Origin of the sequence: Kitasatospora sp. NPDC057936, from assembly GCF_042887525.1 — a bacterium.
Lineage (GTDB): Bacteria > Actinomycetota > Actinomycetes > Streptomycetales > Streptomycetaceae > Kitasatospora.
In genome coordinates this window covers 84316-110390 of the sequence record NZ_JBHVPD010000018.1, presented here as the reverse complement: position 1 = coordinate 110390, position 26075 = coordinate 84316, and the positions used below count along the sequence as shown (strand labels likewise).

Below are 26075 nucleotides of genomic sequence, written 5' to 3'. Positions count from 1 at the left end.
GCCGTGGTCGGCGCGGCGGCGGTGGGCGCCGCGGCCCCGCTCGGCGTCGCCTCCGTGGTGGCCGCCACCGGCGAGGTCGCGCCCGCGCCGTGCGCCGTGCCGGCCTCCGAACCGCCGACGGCCTTCACGACCGCGACGATCCCGGCGATCAGCAGCAGCACCAGGACGATCGTCACCACGGCCAGCCGCCGTCGGCCCTTACGCGGATCGGCGCCCGCCGCCTGCGTCGCACCCAGCGTCCACTCGCTGGTCACCGGCCGGATCGGCTCGGTCTCCGGCGCCGCGGGCGGGGCTGGCTCCGCCGCGGGGACCACCGCCGGGACGGCCGCCGGCTCCTGGTCCTTCGCCTTGCTGCCGACCCGCACGGTCCCGAGCAGCCCGCCGATCGTCCGCTTCGCGGTGCCATCGGGGGACGGCGGCTGCTCCTCCGCCTTCTCGCCGGTCTTCTCGGCGGCCTTCCGGTCGGCCTTCGCCACCGGGGCGGGAGCCGCAGCCGCCGATCCGGCGGCCGACTTGACCGGCATCGCGTGCTCGGTCGTCGACTCGGCCTTGGCGGTGGCCTCGGCGACGACCCGCTTGAGCATCGACCGGGTCTGCGAGGCGTCCAGCCGGTCGGCCGGGTCCTTCTCCAGCAGCCCCTCGATCACCGGCAGCAGCGCCCCGGCGTTCTTCGGCGTGGCGAGCTCCTCGGTCATCACCGCCGTCAGGGTGGCCAGCGCCGACCCGCGGTCGTACGGCGGCCGGCCCTCCACCATCGCGTACAGCGTGCCGCCCAGCGACCACAGGTCGGCCGGCGGCCCGGGCTTCTGCCCACGCGCGCGCTCCGGGGATATGTACGAGGGCGCGCCGACCAGCATGCCGGTCGAGGTGACCGAGGCGTCACCCTCCACGCTGGCGATGCCGAAGTCGGTGAGCACCACCCGGCCGTCCTCGCCGATCAGCACGTTCGACGGCTTCACGTCCCGGTGCAGGATGCCCAGGGCGTGCGCGGCGCTCAGCACGCCCAGCACGTCGAGCGCGATCTCGGCGGCCCGGGCGGGCGCCAGCGGCCCGTCCTCCTTGATGACGTCGGCCAGCGAGCGGGACTCGACCAGCTCCATGACGATCCACGGCCGGTCGTCCTCCTCGACCACGTCGAAGACGGTGACCGCCGAGCCGTGCCGGATCCGCGCGGTGGCCTTGGCCTCGCGCAGCGTCCGGACGATCAGCCGGTGCTTCTCCTCCTCCTCGACGCTGGCGTTCATGCGCAGTTCCTTGACCGCGACAATCCGGCCCAGCATCTCGTCCTCGGCGCGCCAGACGGTGCCCATACCGCCGCGCCCGAGCACCCCGTCCAGCCGGTAGCGTCCGGCCAGGAGTCGGCCGGTGGAACCCTGCGCCTGGGTCATTCGAAACGTTCCCCCATGTGCTGCTGGCGGTCGAGGTGACAGCGCGTCGGCCCGGCGTCTGGGCCCGAACGCCAAGCCTCCATCATCCCCTGTCCACCGGGCCCGCGACCACCCGGCCCCCGGCACGAGGTGCGACGGACCGCAACAACCCCGGCTCTCCGTGCCCGATCTGTGATCGAAAACTCGCCGAGATTCGTCCCGAACACTGTTACGGTGCGGCAGCTCACCGTCTTTTCCGGGGGGATCCGACACCCATGACCGCACCCGCCTGGGGCACTGACGAACAGTCGGGCCGACCGCGAACGGCCCAGCACTACACGGTGGCGCCCGCCGTCGGCGCCCCGGAGGGCTACGTCGCGCCCGGCATGCCCGGTGTCCCGGTGGCCGGATACGAATCCGTCGTCCCCGCCACCCGCCGCCGGCGCCCCCGCCGGCGGGTCGGACTCGCCGTCAGCGTCGCGGTCGCCGCGATGCTCCTCGGCGCCCTCGCCTACGGCTGCGCGCCGCTGCGGGCCGCGGACAGCGTCGGCTGGCTGGCCATCGCCCCCACCGCCGCCGTCTCCTGGCCGCTCGGCCGGCTCGGCGGCCGCAGCCGGGTGCTGCCCCTGCTGGGCGCGCTGCTCGCGGCCGGCGCGCTCTTCCTCGGCCAGTTGCTCCTCCAGGGCCGCGTGCTCCACTCGCGCGGCCTGCCCGGCACCCCGCCGCGCGCCCTCGTCCACGACGTCCTGGCCGCGTGGCGCGCCGACCTGCGCCCGCTGGACCTCGCCTTCTACGGCATAGCCCTGGTCGGCGGCTTCATCCTCACCCGCCGCACCGCCGTCCGCGGCTGACGGAACGACGAGGGCCCCCGCCGTTCGCACGGCGGGGGCCCTTGTCAGCGTTCGCCTCAGCGGTGGTCGAGCGCCGGGTTGACGGTGACCTCGACCCGCTGGAACTCCTTGAGCTCCGTGTAGCCGGTGGTGGCCATCGCCCGGCGCAGCGCGCCGAACAGGTTCATGGTGCCATCGGGGGTGTGCGACGGGCCGGTGAGGATCTCCTCGGTGGTGCCGACCGTGCCGAGGTCCACCCGCTTGCCGCGCGGCAGCTCCTCGTGGACGGCCTCCATGCCCCAGTGGAAGCCCTTGCCGGGCGCGTCGGTGGCGCGGGCCAGCGCGGCGCCGATCATGACCGCGTCGGCGCCGCAGGCGACGGCCTTCGGGATGTCGCCGCTGTAGCCGACGCCGCCGTCCGCGATCACGTGCACGTAGCGGCCGCCGGACTCGTCCATGTAGTCGCGGCGGGCGGCGGCCACGTCCGCGACGGCGGTGGCCATCGGCACCTGGATGCCGAGCACGTTGCGGGTGGTGTGGGCGGCGCCGCCGCCGAAGCCGACCAGCACGCCGGCCGCGCCGGTGCGCATGAGGTGCAGGGCGGCGGTGTACGTGGCGCAGCCGCCGACGATGACCGGGACGTCCAGCTCGTAGATGAACTGCTTGAGGTTCAGCGGCTCGGCGGCGCTGGAGACGTGCTCGGCCGAGACGGTGGTGCCGCGGATGACGAAGACGTCGACGCCAGCGTCCACGACGGCCTTGGAGAACTCGGCGGTGCGCTGCGGCGAGAGCGCGGCGGCGGTGACCACGCCGGACTCGCGGACCTCCTGGATCCGCTGCTTGATCAGCTCGGCGCGGATCGGCGCGGCGTAGATCTCCTGGAGGCGGCGGGTGGCGACGGCCTCGTCGGTGATCGAGGCGATCTCGTCGAGCAGCGGCTGCGGGTCCTCGTAGCGGGTCCACAGGCCTTCCAGGTTCAGCACGCCCAGACCGCCGAGGCGGCCGATGGCGATGGCCTGCTGCGGCGAGACCACGCTGTCCATCGGGGCGGCCAGGAACGGCAGCTCGAAGCGGTAGGCGTCGATCTGCCAGGCGATCGAGACCTCCTTCGGGTCCCGGGTACGGCGGCTGGGGACGACGGCGATGTCGTCGAAGGCGTACGCCCGGCGGCCGCGCTTGCCTCGCCCGATCTCGATCTCGGTCACTTCGAGCCCTTCTGCTGTGTTGCTCATGCCCGCCGGGTCACCCCGGCCGCCCCCAGTATCCCGCACGGACCGTGCGCACGCCCCGACGGCCCGGCCCGCGGACACGCGCGAGGGGCCCGCCGCTGCGGACGGCGACGGGCCCCTCGGGGAGTGCGGACGATCAGCGCGACGAGTAGTTCGGCGCCTCGACGGTCATCTGGATGTCGTGCGGGTGGCTCTCCTTGAGACCCGCCGAGGTGATCCGCACGAAGCGGCCCTTGCTCTCCATCTCGGCGATGGTGGCGGCCCCGACGTACCCCATGGTCTGGCGCAGACCGCCGACCAGCTGGAACAGCACCGCGGACAGCGGGCCGCGGTAGGGCACCTGGCCCTCGATGCCCTCGGCGATGAGCTTCTCGTCGGAGCTGACGTCGGCCTGGAAGTAGCGGTCCTTGGAGAAGGACTTCGCCTGGCCGCGGGACTGCATGGCGCCCAGCGAGCCCATGCCGCGGTAGGACTTGTACTGCTTGCCGTTGATGAACAGCAGCTCGCCCGGGGACTCCTCGCAGCCGGCCAGCAGCGAGCCGAGCATGACGGTGTCGGCACCGGCGGCCAGCGCCTTGCCGATGTCGCCGGAGTACTGCAGGCCGCCGTCGCCGATGACCGGCACGCCAGCCGCCTGGCAGGCCTGGGCGGCCTCGTAGATCGCGGTGATCTGCGGGACGCCGATGCCGGCGACCACCCGGGTGGTGCAGATCGAGCCCGGGCCGACGCCGACCTTGACGCCGTCCACACCGGCGTCGATCAGCGCCTGGGCGCCGTCGCGGGTGGCGACGTTGCCGCCGACCACGTCGACCTTGACGGCCGACTTGATCTTCTCGATCCAGGCCAGCGCGTTGTGGCTGTGGCCGTGCGAGGTGTCCACGACCAGGAAGTCCACACCGGCCGCGACCAGGGCCTGGGCCCGGTCGAACGCCTCGGCGCTGGCACCCACGGCGGCACCGACCAGCAGACGGCCCTCGGCGTCCTTGGCGGCGTTCGGGTACTTCTCGGCCTTGACGAAGTCCTTGACGGTGATCAGGCCCTTGATACGGCCCTCGTCGTCGACCAGCGGCAGCTTCTCGATCTTGTGCCGGCGCAGCAGCGCCATCGCGTCCTCGCCCGAGATGCCGACCTTGCCGGTGATCAACGGCATCGGGGTCATGATCTCGCGGACCTGACGGCTGCGGTCCGACTCGAAGGCCATGTCGCGGTTGGTGACGATGCCGAGCAGCTTGCCCGCCTCGTCCGCGACCGGCACGCCGGAGATGCGGAACTTGGCGCACAACGCGTCGGCCTCGGCCAGGGTGGTCAGCGGGCCGACCGTGATCGGGTCGGTGACCATGCCGGACTCCGAGCGCTTCACCAGGTCGACCTGGTTGGCCTGGTCCTCGACCGACAGGTTCCGGTGCAGGACACCGACACCGCCCTGGCGGGCCATCGCGATCGCCATCCGGGCCTCGGTGACCTTGTCCATCGCGGCGGAGAGCATCGGGAGGTTCACGCGCACGTTCCGGGAGACCCGCGAGGAGGTGTCGACCTGGTTCGGCAGCACCTCGGAGGCCCCGGGCAGCAGCAGGACGTCATCGAACGTGAGCCCGAGCATGGCGAACTTCTCGGGTACGCCTGCGGCGTTGTAAGACATTTCGGGGGTACCTTCCGTGGCCGGCCGTTTGATCCGCACACGCCCTGAGGGTGGGGACGCGTTCATCGCTCACTCGCGCAGACCGCCGAAAGCCGGGTGGACTTTGGAGGATCCTCCAGGGGAACCCCGTTCGCACCCGTGAAACTTTGGCAACCTGCCCAGGCGCCGATACCCCATGGTACTGGCACCGGGATTGTGGTCCTCGCGTGCCCTTGACAACACCCTCCGCCCATGAGCCATTCCGGCCGCTCCCGGCGGCAGCGTCAGGAGGACTCCTCCGCGAGCGCCCGCAGCCGGCTCAGGGCACGGTGCTGCGCCACCCGGACGGCCCCCGCCGACATCCCCAGCACCTCGCCGGTCTCCTCCGCGGACAGCCCGGCGGCCACCCGCAGCAGCACCAGCTCGCGCTGACGGGCCGGCAGGTTGGAGAGCAGTTCCTTCGCCCAGGCCGCGTCACTGCTCAGCAGCGCCTGCTCCTCCGGACCGAGCGCCTCGTCCGGCACCTCCGGCAGGTCGTCCTGCGGCACCACGGTCGAGGCGGGCCCGCGCATCGCGGCCCGCTGCAGATCGGCGATCTTGTGCGCGGCGATGCCGTAGACGAAGGCCTCGAACGGCCGCCCCTGGTCCTTGTACCGGGGCAGCGCGCACAGCACGGCGACGCACACCTCCTGCGCGATGTCGTCCACGTGGTGCCTGGCCCCGCCGGGCAGCCGGACCAGCCGGCCGCGGCAGTACCGCAGCGCCAGCGGGTGGACGTACGCGAGCAGCGCGTCGATGGCCGGGCCCTCGCCGCGGACGGCGGCCGCGACCAGCTCGCCCACCAGCGGCGACCCGCCGCCGCCGAGCACGGGCGGACGACCGGGGCCGGTGCCACCGCCGGGCACCCCACCCGGCGGGCCGGAATCGGCGTACGACGGATCGCCACCCGGGCCGGAGGGCTCGGCCTCCACCGGGTCCGCCTGGCCGGCCGCACCGGCGACGTCGTCACGCATCGGTCCATGGTGCCTGGTCGAACGGGAAAACGCGGCACCGCGTCCGGAGTTGTGCACCGGAACGTTATGCGGTGCGGCACCGCGCGGCGTGCCGCCGGGCACCACCGGCCCCTCCTGCACCGTGCCGCCTCCCGCCCCGCCGCCGTCGGTGGTCCCGTCCGCCGCGCCGTCCGCCGAGTGTCCTGCGGCTGCGTGGTTCGCCGCAGTGCCTGTCCGCTGGTCCCCGAGGTGCTCCACCACTCCATGGTGCAACCTCGGGACCGTAACGTCACACGTCCGTGCGGCACCCGTCCCCGGAAACACCGGCGGCGCGCCGCAGCCGGCGGCGCCGCCTGCGGTCAGCGGACCAGGCCCCAGCGGAAACCCAGCGCCACCGCGTGGGCCCGGTCCGAGGCCCCGAGCTTCTTGAACAGGCGCCGGGCGTGGGTCTTGACGGTGTCCTCGGAGAGGAACAGCTCACGGCCGATCTCGGCGTTGCTGCGGCCGTGGCTCATGCCCTCCAGCACCTGGATCTCACGCGCCGTCAGCGTCGGCGCCGCGCCCATGTCGGGGCTGCGCAGCCGGCGCGGGGCGAGCCGCCAGGTCGGGTCGGCGAGGGCCTGGGTGACGGTGGCCCGCAGCTCGGCGCGCGAGGCGTCCTTGTGCAGGTACCCGCGGGCGCCGGCGGCGACCGCGAGGGCGACGCCGTCGAGGTCCTCGGCGACGGTGAGCATGATGATGCGCGCGCCCGGGTCGGCGGACAGCAGCCGCCGGACCGTCTCGACCCCGCCGAGGCCGGGCATCCGGACGTCCATCAGCACGAGATCGGAGCGGTCGGCCACCCAGCGGCGGAGGACCTCCTCCCCGTTCGTCGCGGTGGTGACCCGGTCCACACCGGGTACGGTCGCGACGGCGCGGCGAAGCGCCTCGCGGGCGAGCGGGGAATCGTCGCAAACGAGAACGGAAGTCATGACCGTCGTCCTCCGCAGCTGATCCGCGTCACGTTGAGCCTCCTGGCTGGTACGAACCTCTCCGACACGGCCGATCGGCGACAGAGTCCGTGCTGATCGCCTCAACTTCCCCGCGATCGTTCCCGACGTCCGGCGCCCGCTAACCGCCTCCGCACTTCCAACGACCGTCACTCGAATGAGTTACGGCCTTCGGGGCCATCTCCACCACTGTACGTGGCCAACCCATTACCGATCAGCCGCATCGCGGTGCACACGCCGCACTTTTGTGCAGCTCGCGCGCGGTCGGCGTGCGACCCGCACACCGGCGCGGGGCTCCGTGCGCCCCTCGGACCACCCGATTGCCACGTCCGCGCCTGCGGAAGTCCATGCCCACTTCGCCCGTTTTTATAGCTTTCGTATGGTCATTGACTGTTGTGCCACTCTGTGGGTGACTTGTCCATGGAGTTGCCTTAAGTCATATTTCCAGGTGTCCACACCAGTGCACCGACGCCCCGCCACGCCCGCAGCGAGCTCCGCTGGGGCCGGCCCGCGGCCGACGAGCCTCTGAAGGGAATGAGCCATGGCAGATTTCTCCCGCCTCCCCGGTCCCAACGCGGACCTCTGGGACTGGCAGCTCTCCGCAGCCTGCCGTGGCGTGGACAGCTCGCTCTTCTTCCACCCCGAAGGCGAACGCGGGGCCGCGCGGAGCTCGCGCGAGGCCAGCGCCAAGGAGGTCTGCACGCGCTGCCCCGTGATCGCCGAGTGCGCGGCGCACGCGCTGGCGGTCCGCGAGCCGTACGGCGTCTGGGGCGGGATGACCGAGGACGAGCGCGAGGAGCTGCTCGGGCGCTCGCGGCACCGGCTGGTGGAGGTCCCACTGGTCGCGCCGACGGTCGCCCAGCGCTAGCGCCACGCCGAGGCCGCGCCGTGAAGAAACGTTTCTTCGCGGCGCTCCAAGCCCCCCGGCCGGTGACCCTGCGTCAGCGGGCCCCGGCGGCCCCCGCGAGCCGCTCCAGCATCAGCGCCACGGCCGGCACCTCGGCCAGGTCCGGCAGGGTCAGCGCGACCACCTGCCGCACCGCCGGCGCCCCCGAGGCGGTCCGCACCGGCGCCGTCGACACCCCGTCAGGCCGCACCGACTCCAGCGCCAGCCGCGGCAGCACCGCCACCCCCAGCCCGGCCGCCACCAGACCGACCACCGCCGGGTAGTCGTCCGTCGCGAAGTCGATCCGGGGCTCGAACCCCGCACCGGCGCACAGCTCCACCAGGTGCCCGCGGCACTGCGGGCAGCCGGCGATCCACTGCTCCCCCGCCAGCTCGGCCAGCTCCACCGCGCCGCCGCGCCCCGCCAGCGGGTGCGCGGCCGGCAGCAGGCCCACCAGCGGGTCGTCCAGCAGCGGCGTGACCACCAGGTCGGACCAGTCGGTGCCGGCGCTCAGCTGCTGCGCCTCCAGGTTCGCCTCGGCCCGCGCCTCGCGCGGCGTGCCGTGCGCGGGCACCGGGAGAGCGGTGGCGCCCTCGGACTGCGGGTAGCGGAAGGCCAGCGCGATCTCGCACTCGCCGCCGCGCAGCATCGCCAGCGACTCCGGCGGCTCCGCCTCGACCAGCGACACGCGCACCCCCGGATGGCTGTCCCGCAGGCGGGCGACGGCGGGCGGCACCAGGGTGGAACTCGCGGTCGGGAAGGACACCAGCCGCACCCGCCCGGCCCGCAGCCCGGCGATGGCCGCGACCTCCTCCTCGGCCGCCGACAGCCCGGCCAGGATCCCGGTGGCGTGCTTGAGGAGCACCCGTCCGGCCTCGCTCAGCTGCATGCCCCGGCCCGAACGGACCACCAGCGGGGTGTCCACGGACTTCTCCAGGGCCTTCATCTGCTGGCTGATGGCGGGCTGGGTACAGCCCAGCTCGCGCGCGGCGGCGGAGAAGGAGCCGGTGCGGGCGACGGCACGCAGGACGCGCAGGTGGCGGGCCTCGATCATGCCTCAGTTATAAGGCAATCTTTGCCGAACGCAAAATTTCACTGATAGTTGAGTCTTCAAGCGGACTCGCGGACCCCCGGGCCCGAACGCCGGAGGCCCGGCCCGCCTCCCAGGATGGGGGCGGACCGGGCCTCCGGTCCACTTCAGGGGCCTCAGTGCGAGTGGCCGTGACCGCCGTGCGAGTGGCCGTGACCGGCGTCGGCGGCCTCCTCCTTCTTCTCCACCACGAGGGTCTCGGTGGTGAGCAGCAGGGAGGCGATCGAGGCGGCGTTCTCCAGGGCGGAGCGGGTGACCTTGACCGGGTCGATGACGCCGGCCTTCACCAGGTCGCCGTACTCGCCGGTGGCGGCGTTGTAGCCCTGGCCGGCCTCCAGCTCGGCGACCTTGGAGGTGATGACGTAGCCCTCCAGGCCGGCGTTCTGGGCGATCCAGCGCAGCGGCTCGTGCAGCGCCTTGCGGACCACGGCGACACCGGTGGCCTCGTCGCCCGACAGGCCCAGGCCGCCGTCCAGCACCTTGGCGGCGTGGACCAGGGAGGCGCCACCGCCGGCGACGATGCCCTCCTCGACCGCGGCGCGGGTCGCCGAGATGGCGTCCTCCAGGCGGTGCTTGCGCTCCTTCAGCTCCACCTCGGTGGCGGCGCCGACCTTGATGACGCAGACGCCGCCGGCCAGCTTGGCCAGGCGCTCCTGCAGCTTCTCGCGGTCCCAGTCGGAGTCGGTGCCGGCGATCTCGCCCTTGATCTGGGCGACGCGGCCGGCCACGGCCTCGGCGTCGCCGGCGCCCTCGACGATGGTGGTCTCGTCCTTGGTGATGGTCACGCGGCGGGCGCTGCCCAGCACGTCCAGACCGGCCTGGTCGAGCTTGAGGCCGACCTCCTCGGAGATCACGGTGCCGCCGGTCAGGGTGGCCAGGTCGCCGAGGATCGCCTTGCGGCGGTCGCCGAAGCCCGGGGCCTTGACGGCGACGGCGTTGAAGATGCCGCGGATCTTGTTCAGCACCAGGGTCGACAGCGCCTCGCCGTCGACGTCCTCGGCGATGATCAGCAGCGGCTTCGAGGCACCGCCCTGCAGGATCTTCTCCAGCAGCGGCAGGAGCTCCTGGATCGAGGAGATCTTGCCCTGGTGGATCAGGATGTACGGGTCCTCCAGGACCGCCTCCTGCCGCTCCGCGTCGGTGACGAAGTACGGCGACAGGTAGCCCTTGTCGAACTGCATGCCCTCGGTGAACTCGAGCTCGACGCCGAAGGTGTTCGACTCCTCGACGGTGATGACACCGTCCTTGCCGACCTTGTCGATCGCCTCGGCGATCAGCTCGCCGACCTGGGTGTCCTGGGCGGAGAGGGACGCGACGGCGGCGACGTCGTCCTTGCCCTCGATCTCGCGGGCCACCGAGAGCAGGTGCTCGGAGACGGCGGCGACGGCCTTGTCGATGCCCTTCTTCAGGGCGGCCGGGCCGGCACCGGCGGCGACGTTGCGCAGACCCTCGTTGACCAGGGCCTGGGCCAGCACGGTGGCGGTGGTGGTGCCGTCGCCCGCGACGTCGTTGGTCTTGGTGGCGACCTCCTTGACGAGCTGAGCGCCAAGGTTCTCGTACGGGTCGTCCAGCTCGACCTCACGGGCGATGGTGACACCGTCGTTGGTGATGGTCGGGGCGCCGAACTTCTTGTCGATGACGACGTTGCGGCCCTTGGGGCCGATGGTCACCTTGACGGTGTCGGCCAGCTTGTTGACACCGCGCTCCAGCGAGCGGCGGGCGTCCTCGTCGAACTGCAGGATCTTCGCCATGTTCCCTATTCCCTCGGGGCTGCGGCCGGCCCACCGGCCGCCGAACTACGTGAACCAACAACCACGCCCCGGGCCCCTGTCACTTGGGACACGGATCCGGGGCGGGTCGGAACGACTTACTTCTCGATGATGGCGAGAACGTCGCGGGCGGAGAGGACGAGGTACTCCTCGCCCTGGTACTTCACCTCGGTGCCGCCGTACTTCGAGTACAGGACGATGTCACCGACGGCGACGTCGAGCGGCAGACGCTGGCCGTCCTCGAAGCGGCCCGGGCCGACGGCCAGGACGACACCCTCCTGGGGCTTCTCCTTGGCGGTGTCCGGGATAACCAGGCCGGAGGCCGTGGTGGTCTCGGCGTCGAGCGGCTGGACCACGATGCGGTCCTCGAGCGGCTTGATGGCAACCTTGCTGCTGGTGGTCACGTCCGAGCTCCCCTTCGGAGATTACGGGGTTTTCTAACGGGTAAGGGGCGAACCTGCGCACCTGCCGTCGCGGGGGTCAGGCACGCGTCTTCGCGTTAGCACTCCCCAGGTGGAGAGTGCCAAGGACGACCATAGGCCCGTGTTAGCACTCAGTCAACCAGAGTGCCAACGACGCGCCCCGCCGTCCCGGCCCGCGGACGCGCGGCCGCCGTCCCGCGCGGCCCTGCACGACCGCCCGGGACCGGCCACCACACCGCCCGACCGGCGAGAATGGCCCCGTGGACACCGAGAACCTCCAGCCGCTGCTGACCCCCGAGGGACAGGACCTGCTCGCCGCGTTGCGCGAGTTCACGCCCGAGGAGGAGCTCGCGCTGGCCACCCGGCTGCGGCGCGAGCACCCGGCCGACCTGGTGTCGGCGGCGTTCGGGCAGGCGCGGCTGCGCCAGCGCGCCCGCGCGAAGTTCGGGGCGGACGCCGACCTGATGTACTTCACGCCCAACGGCGTCGAGCAGTCCACCCGGCGCAGCGTCGCCGAGTGGCGCGCGCAGCGCTTCGCCGGGCTCGGGGTGCGGCGGCTGGCCGACCTGTGCTGCGGGATCGGCGGGGACGTCCTGGCGCTGGCCCGGGCCGGGATCGAGGTGCTGGCCGTCGACCGGGACCCGGCCGCCTGCGCGGCCACCGCCGCCAATGCCGCCGCGCTGGGCCTCGCCGACCTGGTCGAGGTGCGCTGCGCGGACGTCGCCGACGTGGACGTCACCGGCTACGACGCGGTGTTCACCGACCCGGCGCGACGGACGGCGCGCGGCCGGGTGTTCGACCCGGAGGCGTACGCCCCGCCGCTCTCGTGGGCCGTCGAGGCCGGCCGCCGGACCCCGATCGGCGCGCTGAAGGTCGCGCCGGGCATCCCGCACGAGGCCGTCCCCGAGGACGCCGAGGCCGAGTGGGTCTCCGACCACGGGGACGTGAAGGAGGCGGTGCTCTGGTTCGGCACCAAGGCCGCCCACCCGCACCGCGCGACGCTCCTGCCGCACGCCGCGAGCCTCACCGGCGGCGATCTGCCCGACCCGGCGGCCGGGCCGGTCGGCCGGTACCTGTACGAGCCGGACGGCGCCGTGATCCGCGCCCACCTGGTGGCCGAGGTGGCCGAGCAGGTGGGCGGACGGCTGATCGACCCGAAGATCGCCTACCTGACCTCGGACGAGCTGGTCCCGACGCCGTACGCGCACGCCTTCGAGCTGACCGACGTGCTGCCCTTCCACATCAAGAAGCTGAAGGCCCTGCTGCGCGAGCGTGGGGTCGGCACGGTGGTGATCAAGAAGCGCGGGATGGCGATCACCCCGGAGGAGCTGCGCCGCCAGCTCAAGCCCTCCGGGCCGAACTCCGTCACGGTGATCCTCAGCCGCACCGACAACGGCCCGCTGATGATGCTCGGTCAGCCGGTCTGATCGGCCGCGCCTGACGGACGGAGCGGCTGACCGGACGGACGGACCGGACGGCTACGCCGGCGGCTGGATGTAGTCGTCCAGCCGGGCCACCGAGAAGCCCTGCTCCTGGATCCGGGCCAGCAGCTCGCCGAACATCTGGGTCATCGTGGCGCCCTTGAGCTCCTTCGGCCCGCGGAAGTGGGCCAGGATGATGTCGCCGGGCTTCAGCTTCTTGTCCGCCGCCTGGTACTGCATGTCGTGGATCTGCATCGACTCGCGCCACAGCACGACCGCCCGCGGACCGCACTCCTGCACCGAGGTGTTGAGCGTCGGCGTGTTGGCGCCGTCCCCGAACGGCGGGCGGAACAGCAGCGGCGCGGTGCCGTACTGCTGGGTGAGCGCGCTCTGGTCGTCGCAGATCTCGGACTTCTGCTTGTCCGGCGTGAGCTTGCTCATCACCGGGTGGGTGACGGTGTGGTTCTGGATGTGGTTGCCGAGCGCCTGGAGTGGCTTGAAGTAGCCGTAGTCGTTCTTGACGATGTCCTTGGTCAGGAACATCGTGATCGGCACCTTGAGGTCGGTCAGCATCTCGACGAACTTCGGGTCCTTCTCGGCGCCGTCGTCGATGGTGATGAAGACGACCTTGTCGCTCGTCTTCACGTCGCTGAACACCGGTACGGTGCCGGTCCGTTCGAGCTTGACGGGCTTGTCGGCGGGCGGCGCGGGGGCCGGGGCCAGCGGCTTGAGGTTCCACTTCGCCCACGCGGCGTCGCCCGCGGCCTGCGCCGCCGCGGGCGTGGTCGCCGCGGCGGTCGGCGCGGCGCCGCCGGCGGGCTGGCCCCCGGCCGGGGCCGCGCTCGTGGGTGCCGGGGCGGCGGCGCCGTCCCCGTTGCCGCCGCACCCGGTGGCGAGGGCCAGCAGGGCCAGCGCCCCCGCCGCGTACGCCTTGGTCCTGTTCCGGCCGTCCTGCTTCACCGCACGCGCTCCTGGTCCGTCCGCCGTTTCTCAGCTAGCACGGTAGTGGCCCGGCGCGCGGTTCCCGTACCGGCCTACTCGACGTGCTCGCTGGTGAAGGACCAGCGGTGCACCGGACGGCCGAGCAGCTCGGCCGGCGGCTCGGCGACGGGCACCGGCTCGCCGCTCCACCAGGCGATCAGCAGCACCCGCTCACCGGGGGCGCCGAACAGTTCGAGGCGCTCCAGGCCCGCCGAGCCGCGCAGCGCCGGGATCGCCGTCTCCCGTGCCCAGGAGGCGAGTTCGGCCCCGCGGCCGTCGGCGGCGCGGGCCTCCCACATCATGGCGACGGTCACCCGGCACCGCCGCCGAGGGCGTCGTACGCCTGGCCGTGGACGTCGCCGTGGTGCAGGTCCGCGGCCGGGACGTGGACGTCGGTGACGGGCAGCGAGGAGTCCGCCGACAGGTCGAAGGCGGACGGCGCGCGGTCGCGCCACACCATCTCGGAGCCCAGCGCGGCCACCATCGCGCCGTTGTCGGTGCACAGGCCCGGGCGCGGCACCCGCAGCTTGATCCCGGCCCGGTCACAGCGCTGCTGGGCCATCTCGCGCAGCCGCGAGTTGGCCGCGACCCCGCCGCCGATCATCAGGTGGTCGACGCCGTTGTCCTTGCACGCCTTGACGGCCTTGCGGGTGAGCACATCGGTGACCGCCTCCTGGAAGGACGCCGCCACGTCGGCGACCGGCACCTCCTCGCCGGCCCGGCGCTTGGCCTCCACCCACCGGGCGACGGCGGTCTTCAGGCCGGAGAAGGAGAAGTCGTACGCGGGGTCGTTCCGGCCGCTCAGGCCGCGCGGGAAGGCGATCGCCTTGGGGTCGCCCTCGCGGGCCGTGCGGTCCACGATCGGGCCGCCGGGGAAGCCCAGGCCGAGCACCCGGGCCACCTTGTCGAAGGCCTCGCCGGCCGCGTCGTCGATGGTCGCGCCGAGCGGGCGGACGTCGGTCGTGATGTCCTCGCTGAGCAGCAGCGAGGAGTGCCCGCCGGAGACCAGCAGCGCCATGGTCGGCGAGGGCAGCCGGCCGTGCTCCAGCTGGTCGACGCAGATGTGCGAGGCGAGGTGGTTGACCCCGTACAGCGGCTTGTCGAGCGCCCAGGCGTACGCCTTCGCGGCGCTGACGCCGACCAGCAGCGCGCCGGCCAGGCCGGGGCCCGCCGTCACGGCGATGCCGTCCAGGTCGCTCGCCTTGACCCCGGCGGTGTCCAGGGCGCGCTGGATGGTCGGGACCATCGCCTCCAGGTGGGCCCGGCTGGCGATCTCCGGGACGACGCCGCCGAAGCGGGCGTGGTCGTTGACGCTGGAGGCGACCGCGTCGGCCAGCAGCGTGGTGCCGCGCACGATGCCGACGCCGGTCTCGTCGCAGGAGGTCTCGATGCCGAGGACGAGCGGTTCGTCAGCCATGGCGGGTGTCCTCAATGTCCTTCGGGTCGGTGCTGTCGGTGCTGTCGGTGCTGGGGTGGTCGAGGCGCATCACCAGCGCGTCGACGTTGGCGGGCTGGTAGTAGCCGCGCCGGATGCCCACCGGCTGGAAGCCGTGGCGCTCGTACAGCCGCTGGGCGCGCGGGTTGTCCACCCGCACCTCCAGCAGCAGTTCGGCGCAGCCCCGCCGGGCGGACTCCCGGATCAGGTCGGTGAGCAGCGCCGCGCCGAGGCCGACGCCCTGGTGGCGTTCGTCGACGGCGATGGTCTGGACGTCGCCCTCGCCGGCGATCGCCATCAGTCCGGCGTAGCCGACGATCGTGCCGTCCGCGGCGGTGGCGACGGTGTAGTGGCGGGTGCCGCCGGGGTGGGTCTCGGCCAGCTCGGACCAGTACATCCCGTGGGACCAGGCGTCCTCGGGGAAGAGCCGCAGCTCCAGTTCCATCACCGGCTCGATGTCCCACCAGCGCATCGGGCGCAGGGTGGTGCCGTGGTTCACGCCGGGAGCACCGCCTTGTAGCCGGCCGGCACCTGGGCGTCCGGGCGGCGCAGGTACAGCGGCACGTTCGGCAGCAGCTCGCGCCCGGCGGCCAGCTCGGCGGCGGCGAAGCCGGCCAGGGCGCCGGCCGAGACGTGCTCGGGGCCGTGCGCGCCCGGGAAGGCGTCGGGGTAGAGCAGCGCGCCGGCGCCGACCGATCGCGGCTGCGGCGACAGCTCGGCCGGGCGGTCCACGCCGGGGCCCTCGGTGCGGCGGCCGTCGGCGTCGTAGGAGGCCCAGTAGACCTCCTTGCGGCGCGCGTCGGTGGCCACCGTGAACGGCTGCCCGGCCAGGCCCTCGGCGCGCGCCTGGAACGCGATCGCGTCCAGGGTGCAGACGCCGTGCACCGGCAGGCCCAGCGCGTGGCCGAGCGCGGCGGCGGTCACGAGGCCGACCCGCAGGCCGGTGTACGGGCCGGGGCCGACGCCGACGGCGATGCCGGTGAGCTGCTGCTTGTCGACGCCGGCCGTCCGCAGCACCCGGTCGATGGCGGGCAGGAGCAGTTCGCCGTGGCGCCGGGCGTCGACCTGGTCGGTCTCGGCGAGGACGGCCGTGCCGTCGTGGACGGCGGCGGTGACGGCGGGGGTAGCGGTGTCGAACGCGAGCAGCAGCACGGGTCAAGGTTAGACCGACGTTGGGCCGACCGGCCGATCGATACGGCGTACCACTGCGGAACACACGTCCGAGCCGCTGCGGAGCGGCCCGCGGGACCTGGCACGATTAGGGCGGTACGTACAGCGGACGGCGGCGGGAGCGGCAGTGGCGAAGATGGGTCCTGGAGTGGTGGTCACGGGGCTGACCCTGGGAGCCCTGGCGGTCGTGAGCCTGCTGGCCTTCCAGGCGAACGGCGCCCAGGACCGCGCGGGCGCCGCCCGGCCGACCGCCACCGCGACGGCCGGCGGCCCGGCCACCTCGGCGGCGCCGAGCACGACCCCGACCCCGACGGCACCGACGCTGCCGGCCTCCTCGGGCACCGGCACGCGGGTCGTCTACTCGGTCTCCGGCCACTACGTGTGGCTGATCGAGCCGAAGAAGAACCCGCAGGTGGTCGCGGCGTTCCCGGTCACCCCGGGCACGGTCGAGCCGACCCCCGGCGCGTACCCGGTGTACAGCCGCACGGCCACCACCACCGGGACGGACGGCAAGCAGATCGAGCACGTGGTGCGCTTCGCGCAGCAGAACGGCGTGGTCTTCGGCTTCAGCGCGGCCGTGGACGGCGCGACGCCGACCGCCGACCCCAAGACCAAGACCGGCGGCATCCGCAGCTCCCGCCAGGACGGTCAGCTGCTGTGGGACTTCGCCCCGAAGGACACCAAGGTGGTCGTGGTCGCCTGAGGCGTGCCCGTCCGACTCGTGGTCACCCGGCGCGCGCGTCCGACCAGGGCCGTCAGGCCGCGCGGGGCGTGTCCGTCCCGGCGTCGTCGGCCCGGCGCGGCGCCGGTTCGGGCGGGGTGGACACCGCCTCGGCCGCGGCGCACGCGGCCAGCAGCGCCCGCATCGGCTCCCCCGGAGCGCGACGGGCGGACTCTCCGGCCCCGGTGGTGCGCACGGCGCGCTCCGGGGCGGGGGTGGTGCTCGACATGGCGCCTCCCTAGTTAGGCAGACCTAACCGCAGCACCCATCCCATCACGCCCGGCGCCCCCCTCGCAACACTTTCCCGACAGCCTGTCGGCAAACGGACGGCGAAGCCTCCGCACGGTCCGACGGGCCGTCACGCCAGCTTCGCCAGCTCGACGTCCTCCCAGCGCGCCCCGATGCCGGTCAGCAGCACGCGGCGCGGGTCGTGGTCCTCGCCCGCGGTGTCGCCGATCGCCCGCTCGATCCGCACCTCCAGGCGGTCCTCGGACAGCCGCTCGACCTTGCCCTCGCCCCACTCGACCACCACCACCGACTCGGGCAGCGACACGTCGAGGTCGAGGTCCTCCATCTCGTCCAGGTCGCCGCCCAGCCGGTACGCGTCCACGTGCACCAGGGCCGGACCGCCCACGAGCGACGGGTGCACCCGGGCGATCACGAAGGTCGGCGAGGTCACCGCGCCGCGCACCTGCAGGCCCTCCCCCAGGCCCCTGGTCAGCGTGGTCTTCCCCGCGCCCAGCTCACCCGAAAGGAGCACCAGGTCCCCCGGCCTCAGCAGCGCGGCCAGCTCCCGGCCGAGCCGGCCCATCCGCTCCGGGGTGGGGACGGTGAGAGTGGCGTGCGAGCCCATGCGCGTGTCTTGCCCTTCGGTCCGTACCGGGCGCGCCGACCACCGGCCGCCCCCGCTACCGTGCCACATCCGCGGCCGGGCGCGCGCCGCGGTCCCCGGCCGTCCCTCAGACCGGATCGAGGACGGACGGCGGCGGCTCGGCGGCCCCGCCGAACGCCGCGGCCCGCCTGAGCAGCGCGGCCAGGTGGTGGTCCACCAGCTCCGGGCGCTCCAGCATCACCAGGTGGCCGGCGCCCTCGACGATCACCAGCTCGGCGCCGGGCAGTTGCTCGGCCATCGCCTCGCTGTGCGCGGGCGGCGTCAGGAGGTCCTTGGTGCCGGCCAGCACCAGCGCCGGCAGGCCGCGCAGGGCCGCCAGCGCGGCGGTCTTCTCGTGCGCGCCGAACACCGGGTAGAACTCGGCGACGACGTCGATCGGCGTGGCGTCCAGCAGCTGCTCGGCGAAGCGCACCACGCCCGGGTCGACGTCCTTCGAACCGAAGGAGAACTTCCGGTAGAACACGGCCGCGACGTCCGAGCCGAACCGGCGGGTCGCCTCCACCAGCTCCACCTGACGGCCCAGCAGCTTGACCACCCCGGGCGCGACCCGCTTGAACAGCTTCGCGCCCGCCGACGGCAGGCCCAGGCTGACCTGGTCCCAGTTCCCCGCCAGCGTGCCCACCAGCGCTACGCCGGCCACGCGCTCGCGGAACAGCTCCGGGTGCTGGTCGGCCAGCGCCATCACCGTCATGCCGCCCATCGAGTGGCCGACCAGCACCAGCGGCCCGGTCGGCGCGACGGCGTCGATCACCGCCTTGAGGTCCCCGCCCAGCTGGTCGATGCTCGCGGGCTCCCCGGCCAGGTAGGAGCGGGAGCGCTCCGAACGGCCGTGGCTGCGCTGGTCCCAGAAGACCAGCCGCAGGCCGTCGCGCAGCGCGGCCCGCTGGAAGTGCCAGCTGTCCTGGTTCAGGCAGTAGCCGTGGCTGAAGACCACGGTCAGCGGCTCGGCGGCACCGCCCGCGTCGTCCCAGCCGGTGCCGTCCAGCTCGACGTACAGCTCGGTGCCGTCCGGTGCGGCCACCGTCCGCGGGCGCCCGCGCAGCGAACCGTACGGCGCACCGGCGTCCAGCTCGGCCCGGGCCCGGCGGCGGGTCGCCCGGCCGACCGTCAGCCGTTCGATCGCCACGCCGGCCGCGGCCCCCGCCGCCAGCACGCCGACCGAGATCCCGATCACGCCCGCCCGGCTCACCCCGGACGCCGCCTTCGCGACCGCCCCGGCCGGGCCGTCGGACTCCGTCATGCGCGGACCGTGCCGTCCAGGTGGCGCCGCGGCACCCGGGCGCCGATCCGGGTCACGATCTCGTACGCGATGGTGCCGCAGGCCCGGGCCCAGTCCTCCGCGGTCGGCTCGCCGCGCTCACCGCTGCCGAACAGCAGCACCTCGTCGCCGACCCGAGGGGTGTCCCCGCCGAGGTCCACGACGAACTGGTCCATCGCCACCCGGCCCGCCACCGTGCGCCACTTGCCGCCGATCTGCACCGGCCCGGTGCCGCTCGCGTGCCGCGGGACGCCGTCGCCGTAGCCCACCGGGACGAGCCCCAGCGTGGTCGGCCCCGGGGTGGTGTAGTGGTGGCCGTAACTGACCCCGTGCCCGCCGGGCACGTGCTTCACCAGCGCCAGCCGCGCCGTCAGCGACATCACCGGGCGCAGCCCGAAGTCGGCCGGCGAACCCACCTCGGGCACCGGCGACAGCCCGTACGCGGCCAGGCCCGTACGGACCAGGTCGAAGTGCGACTCCGGCAGCAGCAGCGCGGCCGGCGAGTTCGCCAGGTGCCGCACCTCGGGGCGCAGCCCGGCGGCCTCCGCGTACGCCAGCGCGGTGTGGAAGGCGTCCAGCTGGGCCTGGATCGACGGGTGCCCGGGCTCGTCCGCGGCGGCGAAGTGCGACCAGACGCCGACGACCGTGAGCAGCCCCTCGGCCTCGGCGCGGCGGGCGGCGTCGACCAGGGCCGGCCAGTCGTGCGGCTGGCAGCCGTTGCGGCCGAGGCCGGTGTCCGCCTTCAGGTGCACGCGGGCCGGGATGCCGGTCTCGCGGACCGCTGGGAGCAGCTCGTCGAGCGCCCACTGCCCGCTGACCGAGATGTCCAGGTCGGACAGGAGCGCCTGCCGCCACGGGCCGCCCGGCGTCCACAGCCAGCACAGGACGCGGGCCTGCTCCGGGCCGATGCCCGCGGCCCGCAGCGCCAGCGCCTCCTCGGGCGTCGCGCAGCCCAGCCACCCGACCCCGTTCGCGACCGCCTCGCGGGCACACGCGACCGCGCCGTGGCCGTAGGCGTCCGCCTTGACCGCGAGCATCACCGCCGCGCTTGCGACGCGTTCGCGCAGCGCGGCGAGGTTGCCGCGCAGGGCGCCCAGATCGATGGTCGCCTCGGCCCGTACGCCGTCGGTGAGGGTGGCCGAGCCGGCCGTCTTCGCAGTTGTCATCAGGGTCAGTCTCCCAGACGTCCCGGAGTCCTCGCCGAACGCCCCGTCGGCGCGGCGCCCCACGGCCGCCGTCCACCCGCTGCTCCGACCTGCACCGGACCGGCTCTCCGCTACCACGGACGCCCCGGCCCCACCCCCGGTTCCGCTCCCCTCCTCACACGAGAAGTCGGCCGAACCGACTTCCCACCGGAGCGAACTGTCCAACCCCGACACGAGAGCAGCACACCGAAAGTCGGCCCACCCGACTTCCCACGCCTCACCCTGAGCCCCGCATACCCGCCCGCACATCTCGCCGCACCCAGGACGTCGCCGCCGCCCACGGAGGGCACCGCTCGCCACCCCACCCGGGCGTCCCTCCACGCCATCCAGGGCGCCGACTGCGCCGCTTCATGGTGGCCGCCCCGACCTGAGAGCATGCGCGCGCCACCTCACCTGCACGCCCTGCCTCGCCACCGCCGGCGCCGCGTGTGCCGCCCCGGAGACAGGCCGCGCCACACCCCCGGCAACGCCTCGGCCACCGGCTCGGAGGCAGGCCGCGCCACACCACCACCAGCGCACCCACCACCCGGCAGCCGGCCAGGTCAAGCGAGCACGCCACCGCCCCTCGCCCCGCCCTACCCCGCCCGCCACACCACCGGCAACGCCTCGGCCACCGCCATGGCCGTCGTCGGGGCGCCCGGTGTGCCCGCTGCCCGGCGGCCGGCCAGGCCAGGCCAAGCGAGCAAGCCACCGCCCCTCGCCCCGCCCTACCCCGCCCGCACGGCCCGCCACACCACCGGCAACGCCTCGGCCACCGCCATGGCCGTCGTCGGGGCGCCCGGTGTGCCCGCTGCCCGGCGGCCGGCCAGGCCGTGGAGGTAGGCGGCGACCGAGGCGGCGTCCAGTGGGGTCAGACCGGCCGCGAGGAGGGAGCCGGCCAGGCCTGCCAGGACGTCGCCGCTGCCGGCGGTCGCCAGCCAGGAGGTGCCGGTCGGGTTGACGCGGACCGCGCCGCCGGGGTCGGCGATCACCGTCGTGGAGCCCTTGAGCAGGACGGTCGCCCGGTAGGCGGCGGCGAGGCGGCGGGCGGTGGTCAGCCGGGTGGCGGCCAGGTCGTCGGCGGCCGGGGGTGGTGTGCCGTCGGCGCCGGCGAGCAGCCGGGCGGCCTCGCCGGTGTGCGGGGTGAGCAGGGTGGGCGCGGTGCGGCCGGCCAGGGCGGCCGGGCCGAGGCGGCCGAGTTCGGTCAGCCCGTCCGCGTCGACCAGCACCGGGACGTCGCTCTCGAGCGCCTCGGCGAGGGTCTGCCGGGCGGTCTCGCCGCCGCCCGGGCCGACCACCCACGCCTGCACCCGTCCGGCGCCGTGCGGCCCGCCCTCGGTGACGAGCGTCTCGGGGAAGCGCCGCACGACCTCCTCGGCCGCCGCGCCGACGTACCGGACCGCGCCGGCGCCGCCGCGCAGCGCCGCGGCGACGGCCAGCACCGCAGCACCGGGGTACGTCGCCGACCCGGCCGCCACGCCGACGACGCCGCGCCGGTACTTGTCGCTCTCGACGCCCGGCTCGGGCAGCAGCGCCGCCACGTCCGCGTGCTGGAGGGCGGTCACGTCCGCCTCCGGCAGTTCCAGCCCGATCCCGACGAGTTGGAGCGTCCCCGCGTACGAGGCGCCCGGGTCGACGAGCAGGCCGGGCTTGTACGTGCCGAAGCACACGGTGACGTCGGCGCGCAGCGCTTCGCCCGGCACCTCGCCGGTGTCGGCGTCGACCCCGCTCGGCAGGTCCACGGCCACCACCAGGCCGCGCCGGGCGGCCTGCGCGTACGGCAGCGCCCCGGACCGCAGCCCGCCGCGGCCGCCGATGCCGACGATCCCGTCCAACACCAGGTCCGCGCGCGAGAAGCCGGCCAGGCCGACTTCCTGGTCCACGACCACCCGTCCGCCCGCCGCCCGCACCGCGGCGAGCCCGCCCGCGTGCGCTCGCTCGGGCGCGAGCAGCACCGCCGTCGCCCGCGCACCGCGCCGGGCCAGCGCGGCGGCGGCGTACAGGGCGTCACCCCCGTTGTCCCCGCTGCCCGCGAGCACCACCACCCGGCTGCCGTACACCCGGCCCCGGCGGCCCGTCAGCAGCCGCGCGCACGTCGCCGCGAGCCCCGCGGCCGCCCGCTGCATCAGAGTTCCGTCGGGCAGCCGGGCCATCAGCTCCCCCTCGGCGGCCCGGACGACTTCCACACGGTGTGCATGACGCATTCGGAAGCTCCTTCAGCAGACGCCGACGCCGGCCCGCGGCACACTTTCGAGTGACCCTACTTCGATCCCCCGCCGGCACCGGTCCGTACGCCTACGGTGTCGCACGTGGACCTGCTCCAGACGTTCCTGAGGCTGCATGTGCCTCAGTTCTTCAAATCCGAGCTCTTCCAGCCCGAAGAGGAGATCGTCCTCGCGCCATCAGCGGGCGGCACTCACGAGCACGCGGTCGCGTGGTTCGCCCGGACCGTGGCCCGGGAAGCGGTCGAGGAGCTGTACGTCAGCACGGCCAGGGGGCTGATCATCCCGGCGGGCCGGTTCGTCCCGGCCGCCACCGTGGCCCCGGTGGGCCACTTCCGGGATCAGGCTCCGTGGGCGCCGTCCGCCGGCGTCGCGCTCGTCCTCGAACTCCCGTCGACCTGTCCGCACAGGGCGCGCGAGCCGAAGCGCCTCGGCTACGCCGCCGCCGACATCCCCTGCTACCTGCTGGTCGACCGCACTGCGGGCAGGGTCACGCTGTTCACGGACCCCGAGAACGGCGACTACACAGCCCACACCCAGACCGACTTCGGCAAGCCGGTCGACCTGCCCGCCCCGTTCTCCTTCACGCTCGACACGGCGCCCCTGCGGTAGCCGCAGGGGCGCCGTGGAGAGGGGCCGGGACTACTCGACCGTGACGGACTTCGCCAGGTTCCGCGGCTGGTCGACCTCGTGGCCCTTGGCCGTGGCCAGCTCGCAGGCGAAGACCTGGAGCGGGACGGTGGACACCAGCGGCTGGAGCAGCGTCGGGGTCGCCGGGATGCGGATCAGGTGGTCGGCGTACGGCACGACCGCCTCGTCGCCCTCCTCGGCGATCACGATCGTCCGGGCGCCACGGGCGCGGATCTCCTGGATGTTGGAGACGATCTTGTCGTGCAGGATCGAACGCCCGCGCGGCGAGGGCACGACCACGACGACCGGCAGCCCCTCCTCGATGAGCGCGATCGGGCCGTGCTTCAGCTCGCCGGCCGCGAAGCCCTCGGCGTGCATGTAGGCGAGCTCCTTGAGCTTGAGCGCGCCCTCCAGGGCCACCGGGAAGCCGACGTGGCGGCCGAGGAACAGCACCGAGCGGGCGTCGGCCAGCGAGCGGGCCAGCTCGCGCACCGGCTCCATCGTCTCCAGCACCTGCTCGACCTGCTTCGGCGCGTCGCCGAGCTCGCGGATGATCGTGAAGATCTCGTCGCCCCACTTGGTGCCGCGGACCTGGCCCAGGTACAGGGCGACCAGGTAGCAGGCGACCAGCTGGGTGAGGAACGCCTTGGTCGACGCGACGGCGACCTCGGGACCGGCGTGCGTGTACAGCACCGCGTCCGACTCGCGCGGGATCGTCGAGCCGTTGGTGTTGCAGATCGCCAGCACCTTGGCGCCCTGCTCGCGGGCGTGCCGCAGGGCCATCAGGGTGTCCATGGTCTCGCCGGACTGCGAGATCGCGATGACCAGCGTGCCCGGGCCCATGATCGGGTCGCGGTAGCGGAACTCCGAGGCGACCTCGACCTCGCAGGGGATGCGGGTCCAGTGCTCGATCGCGTACTTGGCGATCATGCCGGCGTGGAACGCGGTGCCGCAGGCGACGATGACGACCTTGTCGACGGAGCGCAGGTCGGCGTCGGAGATCCGCAGCTCGTCGAGGGTCAGGCGGCCGTCGGTGCCGATCCGGCCGAGGAGGGTGTCGGCGACGGCCTTCGGCTGCTCGGCGATCTCCTTGAGCATGAAGTAGTCGTAGCCGCCCTTCTCGGCGGCGGAGGCGTCCCAGTCGACGTGGTACTCGCGCACGTCGGCCGGGGTGCCGTCGAAGTTGGTGACGGTCACGCCGTCGAGGCGCAGCTCGACGACCTGGTCCTGGCCCAGCTCGATCGCCTCGCGGGTGTGCGCGATGAAGGCGGCGACGTCCGAGGCGAGGAAGTTCTCGCCCTCGCCGCGCCCGACGACCAGCGGCGAGTTGCGGCGGGCGCCGACGACGACGTCCGGCATGTCGGCGTGCACGGCGACGAGGGTGAAGGCGCCGTCCAGCCGGCGGCAGACCACCCGCATGGCCTCCGCGAGGTCGCCCTGGTAGGCCTCGCCGAGCAGGTGCGCCACGACCTCGGTGTCGGTCTCGGAGCGCAGGGTGTGGCCGCGCTCGGCGATCTCGGCGCGCAGCTGGGCGAAGTTCTCGATGATGCCGTTGTGCACGACGGCCACGCGGCGGTCGTCGTCCAGGTGGGGGTGGGCGTTGGCGTCCGTCGGGCCGCCGTGGGTGGCCCAGCGGGTGTGGCCGATGCCGGTGGTGCCGCCGGGCAGAGGGGACTCGGCGAGCGACTTCTCCAGGTTGGCGAGCTTGCCGGCCCGCTTGTCGGTGGCGAGGCTCCACTGCCCGTCGGAGCCCTGGACCTGCACGGCGACACCGGCCGAGTCGTAGCCCCGGTACTCCAGTCGCTGCAGGCCTGCGATTACTACGTCGAGGGCGGACTGCGCGCCCACGTATCCAACAATTCCGCACATGCGTGCCAGCATAAGGGCGGGTCTGGGCCCGTTTTCCCACCTTTCGCGAACAGTGCGTGACCGACACCACAACCACCGTGAACGCCGCCACCGCTCACAATGGAGGACGTGCTGACCGAACTCTGTACCCGGGGCGCGACCGCCCCCGGCCCCTCGCCGTCCCCCTACGTGGACCTCAGCCGGGCCGAGTGGAGCGCCCTTCGCGAGCGTACGCCGCTGCCACTGACCGCCGAGGAGGTCGAGCGGCTGCGCGGTCTCGGCACGGCGCTCGACCTGGACGAGGTCCGGGACGTCTACCTGCCGCTGTCCCGGCTGCTGAACCTCTACATCCACGCCACGCACGACCTGCGGGGCGCGCTGGGCACGTTCCTGGACACTCCGGACACCGAGCGCACCCGCACGCCGTTCATCATCGGCGTGGCCGGCTCCGTCGCGGTCGGCAAGTCGACCACCGCCCGGCTGCTGCAGGCTCTGTTGGCCCGCTGGCCCGAGCACCCGCGGGTCGAACTGGTCACCACCGACGGCTTCCTGCTGCCCAACGCCGAGCTGCGCCGCCGCGGCCTGATGGCCCGCAAGGGCTTCCCCGAGTCCTACGACCGCCGCGCGCTGATGCGCTTCGTCGCGGACGTGAAGGCGGGCAAGGACCGCGTCAGCGCCCCGGTCTACTCGCACCTGGTGTACGACATCGTGCCGGACGAGCGGCTCACCGTGGAGCGCCCGGACATCCTGATCGTCGAGGGCCTGAACGTCCTCCAGCCCGCCCTGCCCGGCACCGACGGCCGGACCCGCCTCGCGGTGGCCGACTACTTCGACTTCTCGATCTACGTCGACGCCCGCACCGACGACATCGAGCACTGGTACCTGGACCGCTTCCGCAAGCTGCGCGAGACCGCCTTCCAGGACCCGAACTCCTACTTCCGCCGCTTCACCGAGGTGCCGGAGGAGGAGGCGATGGACTACGGCCGCCAGGTCTGGCGCACCATCAACAAGCCCAACCTGCTGGAGAACGTGCTGCCGACCCGGGGCCGGGCCACCCTGGTCCTGCAGAAGGGCCCGGACCACAAGGTCCGCCGGGCCCTGCTGCGCAAGCTCTGACGCCC

25 protein-coding genes are annotated in these 26075 nt (G+C 73.6%); 6 read left to right on the top strand and 19 right to left on the bottom strand.

What is annotated here, in order from left to right:
- Positions 1-1388: serine/threonine-protein kinase (locus tag ACFVU9_RS12880; RefSeq protein WP_387592816.1), on the bottom strand; the 1388-nt coding region annotated here is incomplete at its 3' end.
- A gap of 254 nt (positions 1389-1642) precedes the next feature.
- Between ACFVU9_RS12880 and ACFVU9_RS12875 the strand changes: the two genes are divergently transcribed.
- Complete coding sequence (locus tag ACFVU9_RS12875) at positions 1643-2218, top strand: hypothetical protein (RefSeq protein WP_387592813.1); 576 nt, start codon at positions 1643-1645, stop codon at positions 2216-2218.
- A gap of 56 nt (positions 2219-2274) precedes the next feature.
- Here the strand turns inward: ACFVU9_RS12875 and ACFVU9_RS12870 are convergent, their stop codons facing one another.
- From ACFVU9_RS12870 to ACFVU9_RS12855, 4 genes are all read right to left on the bottom strand, one after another.
- Positions 2275-3402, bottom strand: a complete 1128-nt coding sequence (locus ACFVU9_RS12870) for a GuaB3 family IMP dehydrogenase-related protein (protein WP_363651523.1) — start codon at positions 3400-3402, stop codon at positions 2275-2277.
- A 160-nt stretch (positions 3403-3562) separates the two neighbouring features.
- Positions 3563-5065 carry an IMP dehydrogenase gene (gene guaB / locus ACFVU9_RS12865; protein ID WP_380435965.1) on the bottom strand — a complete coding sequence of 501 codons (1503 nt, stop codon included), beginning with the start codon at positions 5063-5065 and terminating at the stop codon, positions 3563-3565.
- A 263-nt stretch (positions 5066-5328) separates the two neighbouring features.
- Positions 5329-6057: an RNA polymerase sigma factor ShbA gene (gene shbA / locus ACFVU9_RS12860; RefSeq protein ID WP_380502147.1), complete on the bottom strand. Its 729-nt coding sequence runs from the start codon at positions 6055-6057 to the stop codon at positions 5329-5331.
- A gap of 338 nt (positions 6058-6395) precedes the next feature.
- On the bottom strand, positions 6396-7007 hold the full coding sequence (locus ACFVU9_RS12855; protein ID WP_014136228.1) for a response regulator transcription factor: 612 nt from the start codon (positions 7005-7007) through the stop codon (positions 6396-6398).
- 559 nt (positions 7008-7566) lie between these two features.
- Between ACFVU9_RS12855 and ACFVU9_RS12850 the strand changes: the two genes are divergently transcribed.
- Positions 7567-7893: a WhiB family transcriptional regulator gene (locus tag ACFVU9_RS12850; protein ID WP_380435961.1), complete on the top strand. Its 327-nt coding sequence runs from the start codon at positions 7567-7569 to the stop codon at positions 7891-7893.
- Positions 7894-7966: 73 nt separating this feature from the next.
- Here ACFVU9_RS12850 and ACFVU9_RS12845 read toward each other — a convergent pair whose 3' ends face one another.
- The 3 genes from ACFVU9_RS12845 to groES form a co-directional block, all read right to left on the bottom strand.
- On the bottom strand, positions 7967-8965 hold the full coding sequence (locus ACFVU9_RS12845) for a LysR family transcriptional regulator (protein WP_387592809.1): 999 nt from the start codon (positions 8963-8965) through the stop codon (positions 7967-7969).
- 152 nt (positions 8966-9117) lie between these two features.
- Entirely contained in the window at positions 9118-10752 is a 1635-nt protein-coding gene (gene groL / locus ACFVU9_RS12840; RefSeq protein WP_380435955.1) for a chaperonin GroEL, read from the bottom strand.
- A gap of 116 nt (positions 10753-10868) precedes the next feature.
- A complete protein-coding gene (gene groES / locus ACFVU9_RS12835; protein ID WP_014136232.1) occupies positions 10869-11174 on the bottom strand; it encodes a co-chaperone GroES in 306 nt (101 codons plus the stop codon).
- 278 nt (positions 11175-11452) lie between these two features.
- Between groES and ACFVU9_RS12830 the strand changes: the two genes are divergently transcribed.
- The gene (locus ACFVU9_RS12830) at positions 11453-12619 is read left to right on the top strand and encodes a methyltransferase domain-containing protein (RefSeq protein ID WP_380496076.1); all 1167 of its coding nucleotides are present in this window, start codon (positions 11453-11455) and stop codon (positions 12617-12619) included.
- Between the two features lie 51 nt (positions 12620-12670).
- Here the strand turns inward: ACFVU9_RS12830 and ACFVU9_RS12825 are convergent, their stop codons facing one another.
- The 5 genes from ACFVU9_RS12825 to tsaB form a co-directional block, all read right to left on the bottom strand.
- Positions 12671-13573: a polysaccharide deacetylase family protein gene (locus ACFVU9_RS12825; RefSeq protein ID WP_380435952.1), complete on the bottom strand. Its 903-nt coding sequence runs from the start codon at positions 13571-13573 to the stop codon at positions 12671-12673.
- 74 nt (positions 13574-13647) lie between these two features.
- Positions 13648-13908, bottom strand: a complete 261-nt coding sequence (locus tag ACFVU9_RS12820; RefSeq protein WP_380496074.1) for a hypothetical protein — start codon at positions 13906-13908, stop codon at positions 13648-13650.
- Positions 13905-15011: a tRNA (adenosine(37)-N6)-threonylcarbamoyltransferase complex transferase subunit TsaD gene (gene tsaD, locus ACFVU9_RS12815; RefSeq protein ID WP_380435950.1), complete on the bottom strand. Its 1107-nt coding sequence runs from the start codon at positions 15009-15011 to the stop codon at positions 13905-13907. The genes ACFVU9_RS12820 and tsaD overlap by 4 nt, the downstream gene beginning before the upstream one ends.
- A complete protein-coding gene (rimI, locus tag ACFVU9_RS12810) occupies positions 15004-15501 on the bottom strand; it encodes a ribosomal protein S18-alanine N-acetyltransferase (RefSeq protein WP_380496092.1) in 498 nt (165 codons plus the stop codon). The genes tsaD and rimI overlap by 8 nt, the downstream gene beginning before the upstream one ends.
- Before the next feature lie 23 nt (positions 15502-15524).
- The gene (gene tsaB / locus ACFVU9_RS12805) at positions 15525-16181 is read right to left on the bottom strand and encodes a tRNA (adenosine(37)-N6)-threonylcarbamoyltransferase complex dimerization subunit type 1 TsaB (RefSeq protein ID WP_380502152.1); all 657 of its coding nucleotides are present in this window, start codon (positions 16179-16181) and stop codon (positions 15525-15527) included.
- A 154-nt stretch (positions 16182-16335) separates the two neighbouring features.
- Here tsaB and ACFVU9_RS12800 point away from each other — a divergent pair, with 154 nt between their 5' ends.
- Positions 16336-16902 carry a hypothetical protein gene (locus ACFVU9_RS12800; RefSeq protein ID WP_380435986.1) on the top strand — a complete coding sequence of 189 codons (567 nt, stop codon included), beginning with the start codon at positions 16336-16338 and terminating at the stop codon, positions 16900-16902.
- A 52-nt stretch (positions 16903-16954) separates the two neighbouring features.
- Here the strand turns inward: ACFVU9_RS12800 and ACFVU9_RS12795 are convergent, their stop codons facing one another.
- The 5 genes from ACFVU9_RS12795 to ACFVU9_RS12775 all read right to left on the bottom strand — a co-directional run bounded on the left by ACFVU9_RS12795 (position 16955) and on the right by ACFVU9_RS12775 (position 22458).
- Positions 16955-17149, bottom strand: coding sequence for a hypothetical protein (locus tag ACFVU9_RS12795; RefSeq protein WP_380435946.1), 195 nt, complete (start codon positions 17147-17149; stop codon positions 16955-16957).
- A 129-nt stretch (positions 17150-17278) separates the two neighbouring features.
- Entirely contained in the window at positions 17279-17773 is a 495-nt protein-coding gene (gene tsaE / locus ACFVU9_RS12790) for a tRNA (adenosine(37)-N6)-threonylcarbamoyltransferase complex ATPase subunit type 1 TsaE (protein WP_359962313.1), read from the bottom strand.
- A gap of 106 nt (positions 17774-17879) precedes the next feature.
- Entirely contained in the window at positions 17880-19052 is a 1173-nt protein-coding gene (locus tag ACFVU9_RS12785) for an alpha/beta fold hydrolase (protein WP_380496068.1), read from the bottom strand.
- Positions 19049-20236 (bottom strand): alanine racemase, encoded by a 1188-nt coding sequence (alr, locus tag ACFVU9_RS12780; protein WP_387592802.1) that lies wholly within the window; start codon positions 20234-20236, stop codon positions 19049-19051. Before alr ends, ACFVU9_RS12785 begins: the two co-directional genes overlap by 4 nt.
- 746 nt (positions 20237-20982) lie before the next feature.
- Positions 20983-22458, bottom strand: coding sequence for an NAD(P)H-hydrate dehydratase (locus ACFVU9_RS12775; protein WP_387592799.1), 1476 nt, complete (start codon positions 22456-22458; stop codon positions 20983-20985).
- A gap of 105 nt (positions 22459-22563) precedes the next feature.
- Between ACFVU9_RS12775 and ACFVU9_RS12770 the strand changes: the two genes are divergently transcribed.
- Positions 22564-23088 (top strand): Uma2 family endonuclease, encoded by a 525-nt coding sequence (locus tag ACFVU9_RS12770; RefSeq protein ID WP_387592796.1) that lies wholly within the window; start codon positions 22564-22566, stop codon positions 23086-23088.
- A 30-nt stretch (positions 23089-23118) separates the two neighbouring features.
- On the opposite strand, the gene glmS is transcribed toward ACFVU9_RS12770, so the two are convergent.
- The gene (gene glmS, locus ACFVU9_RS12765; RefSeq protein ID WP_387592793.1) at positions 23119-24975 is read right to left on the bottom strand and encodes a glutamine--fructose-6-phosphate transaminase (isomerizing); all 1857 of its coding nucleotides are present in this window, start codon (positions 24973-24975) and stop codon (positions 23119-23121) included.
- Between the two features lie 99 nt (positions 24976-25074).
- Here glmS and coaA point away from each other — a divergent pair, with 99 nt between their 5' ends.
- Positions 25075-26070, top strand: a complete 996-nt coding sequence (gene coaA / locus ACFVU9_RS12760; RefSeq protein ID WP_380435934.1) for a type I pantothenate kinase — start codon at positions 25075-25077, stop codon at positions 26068-26070.
- Positions 26071-26075: the final 5 nt, after the last annotated feature.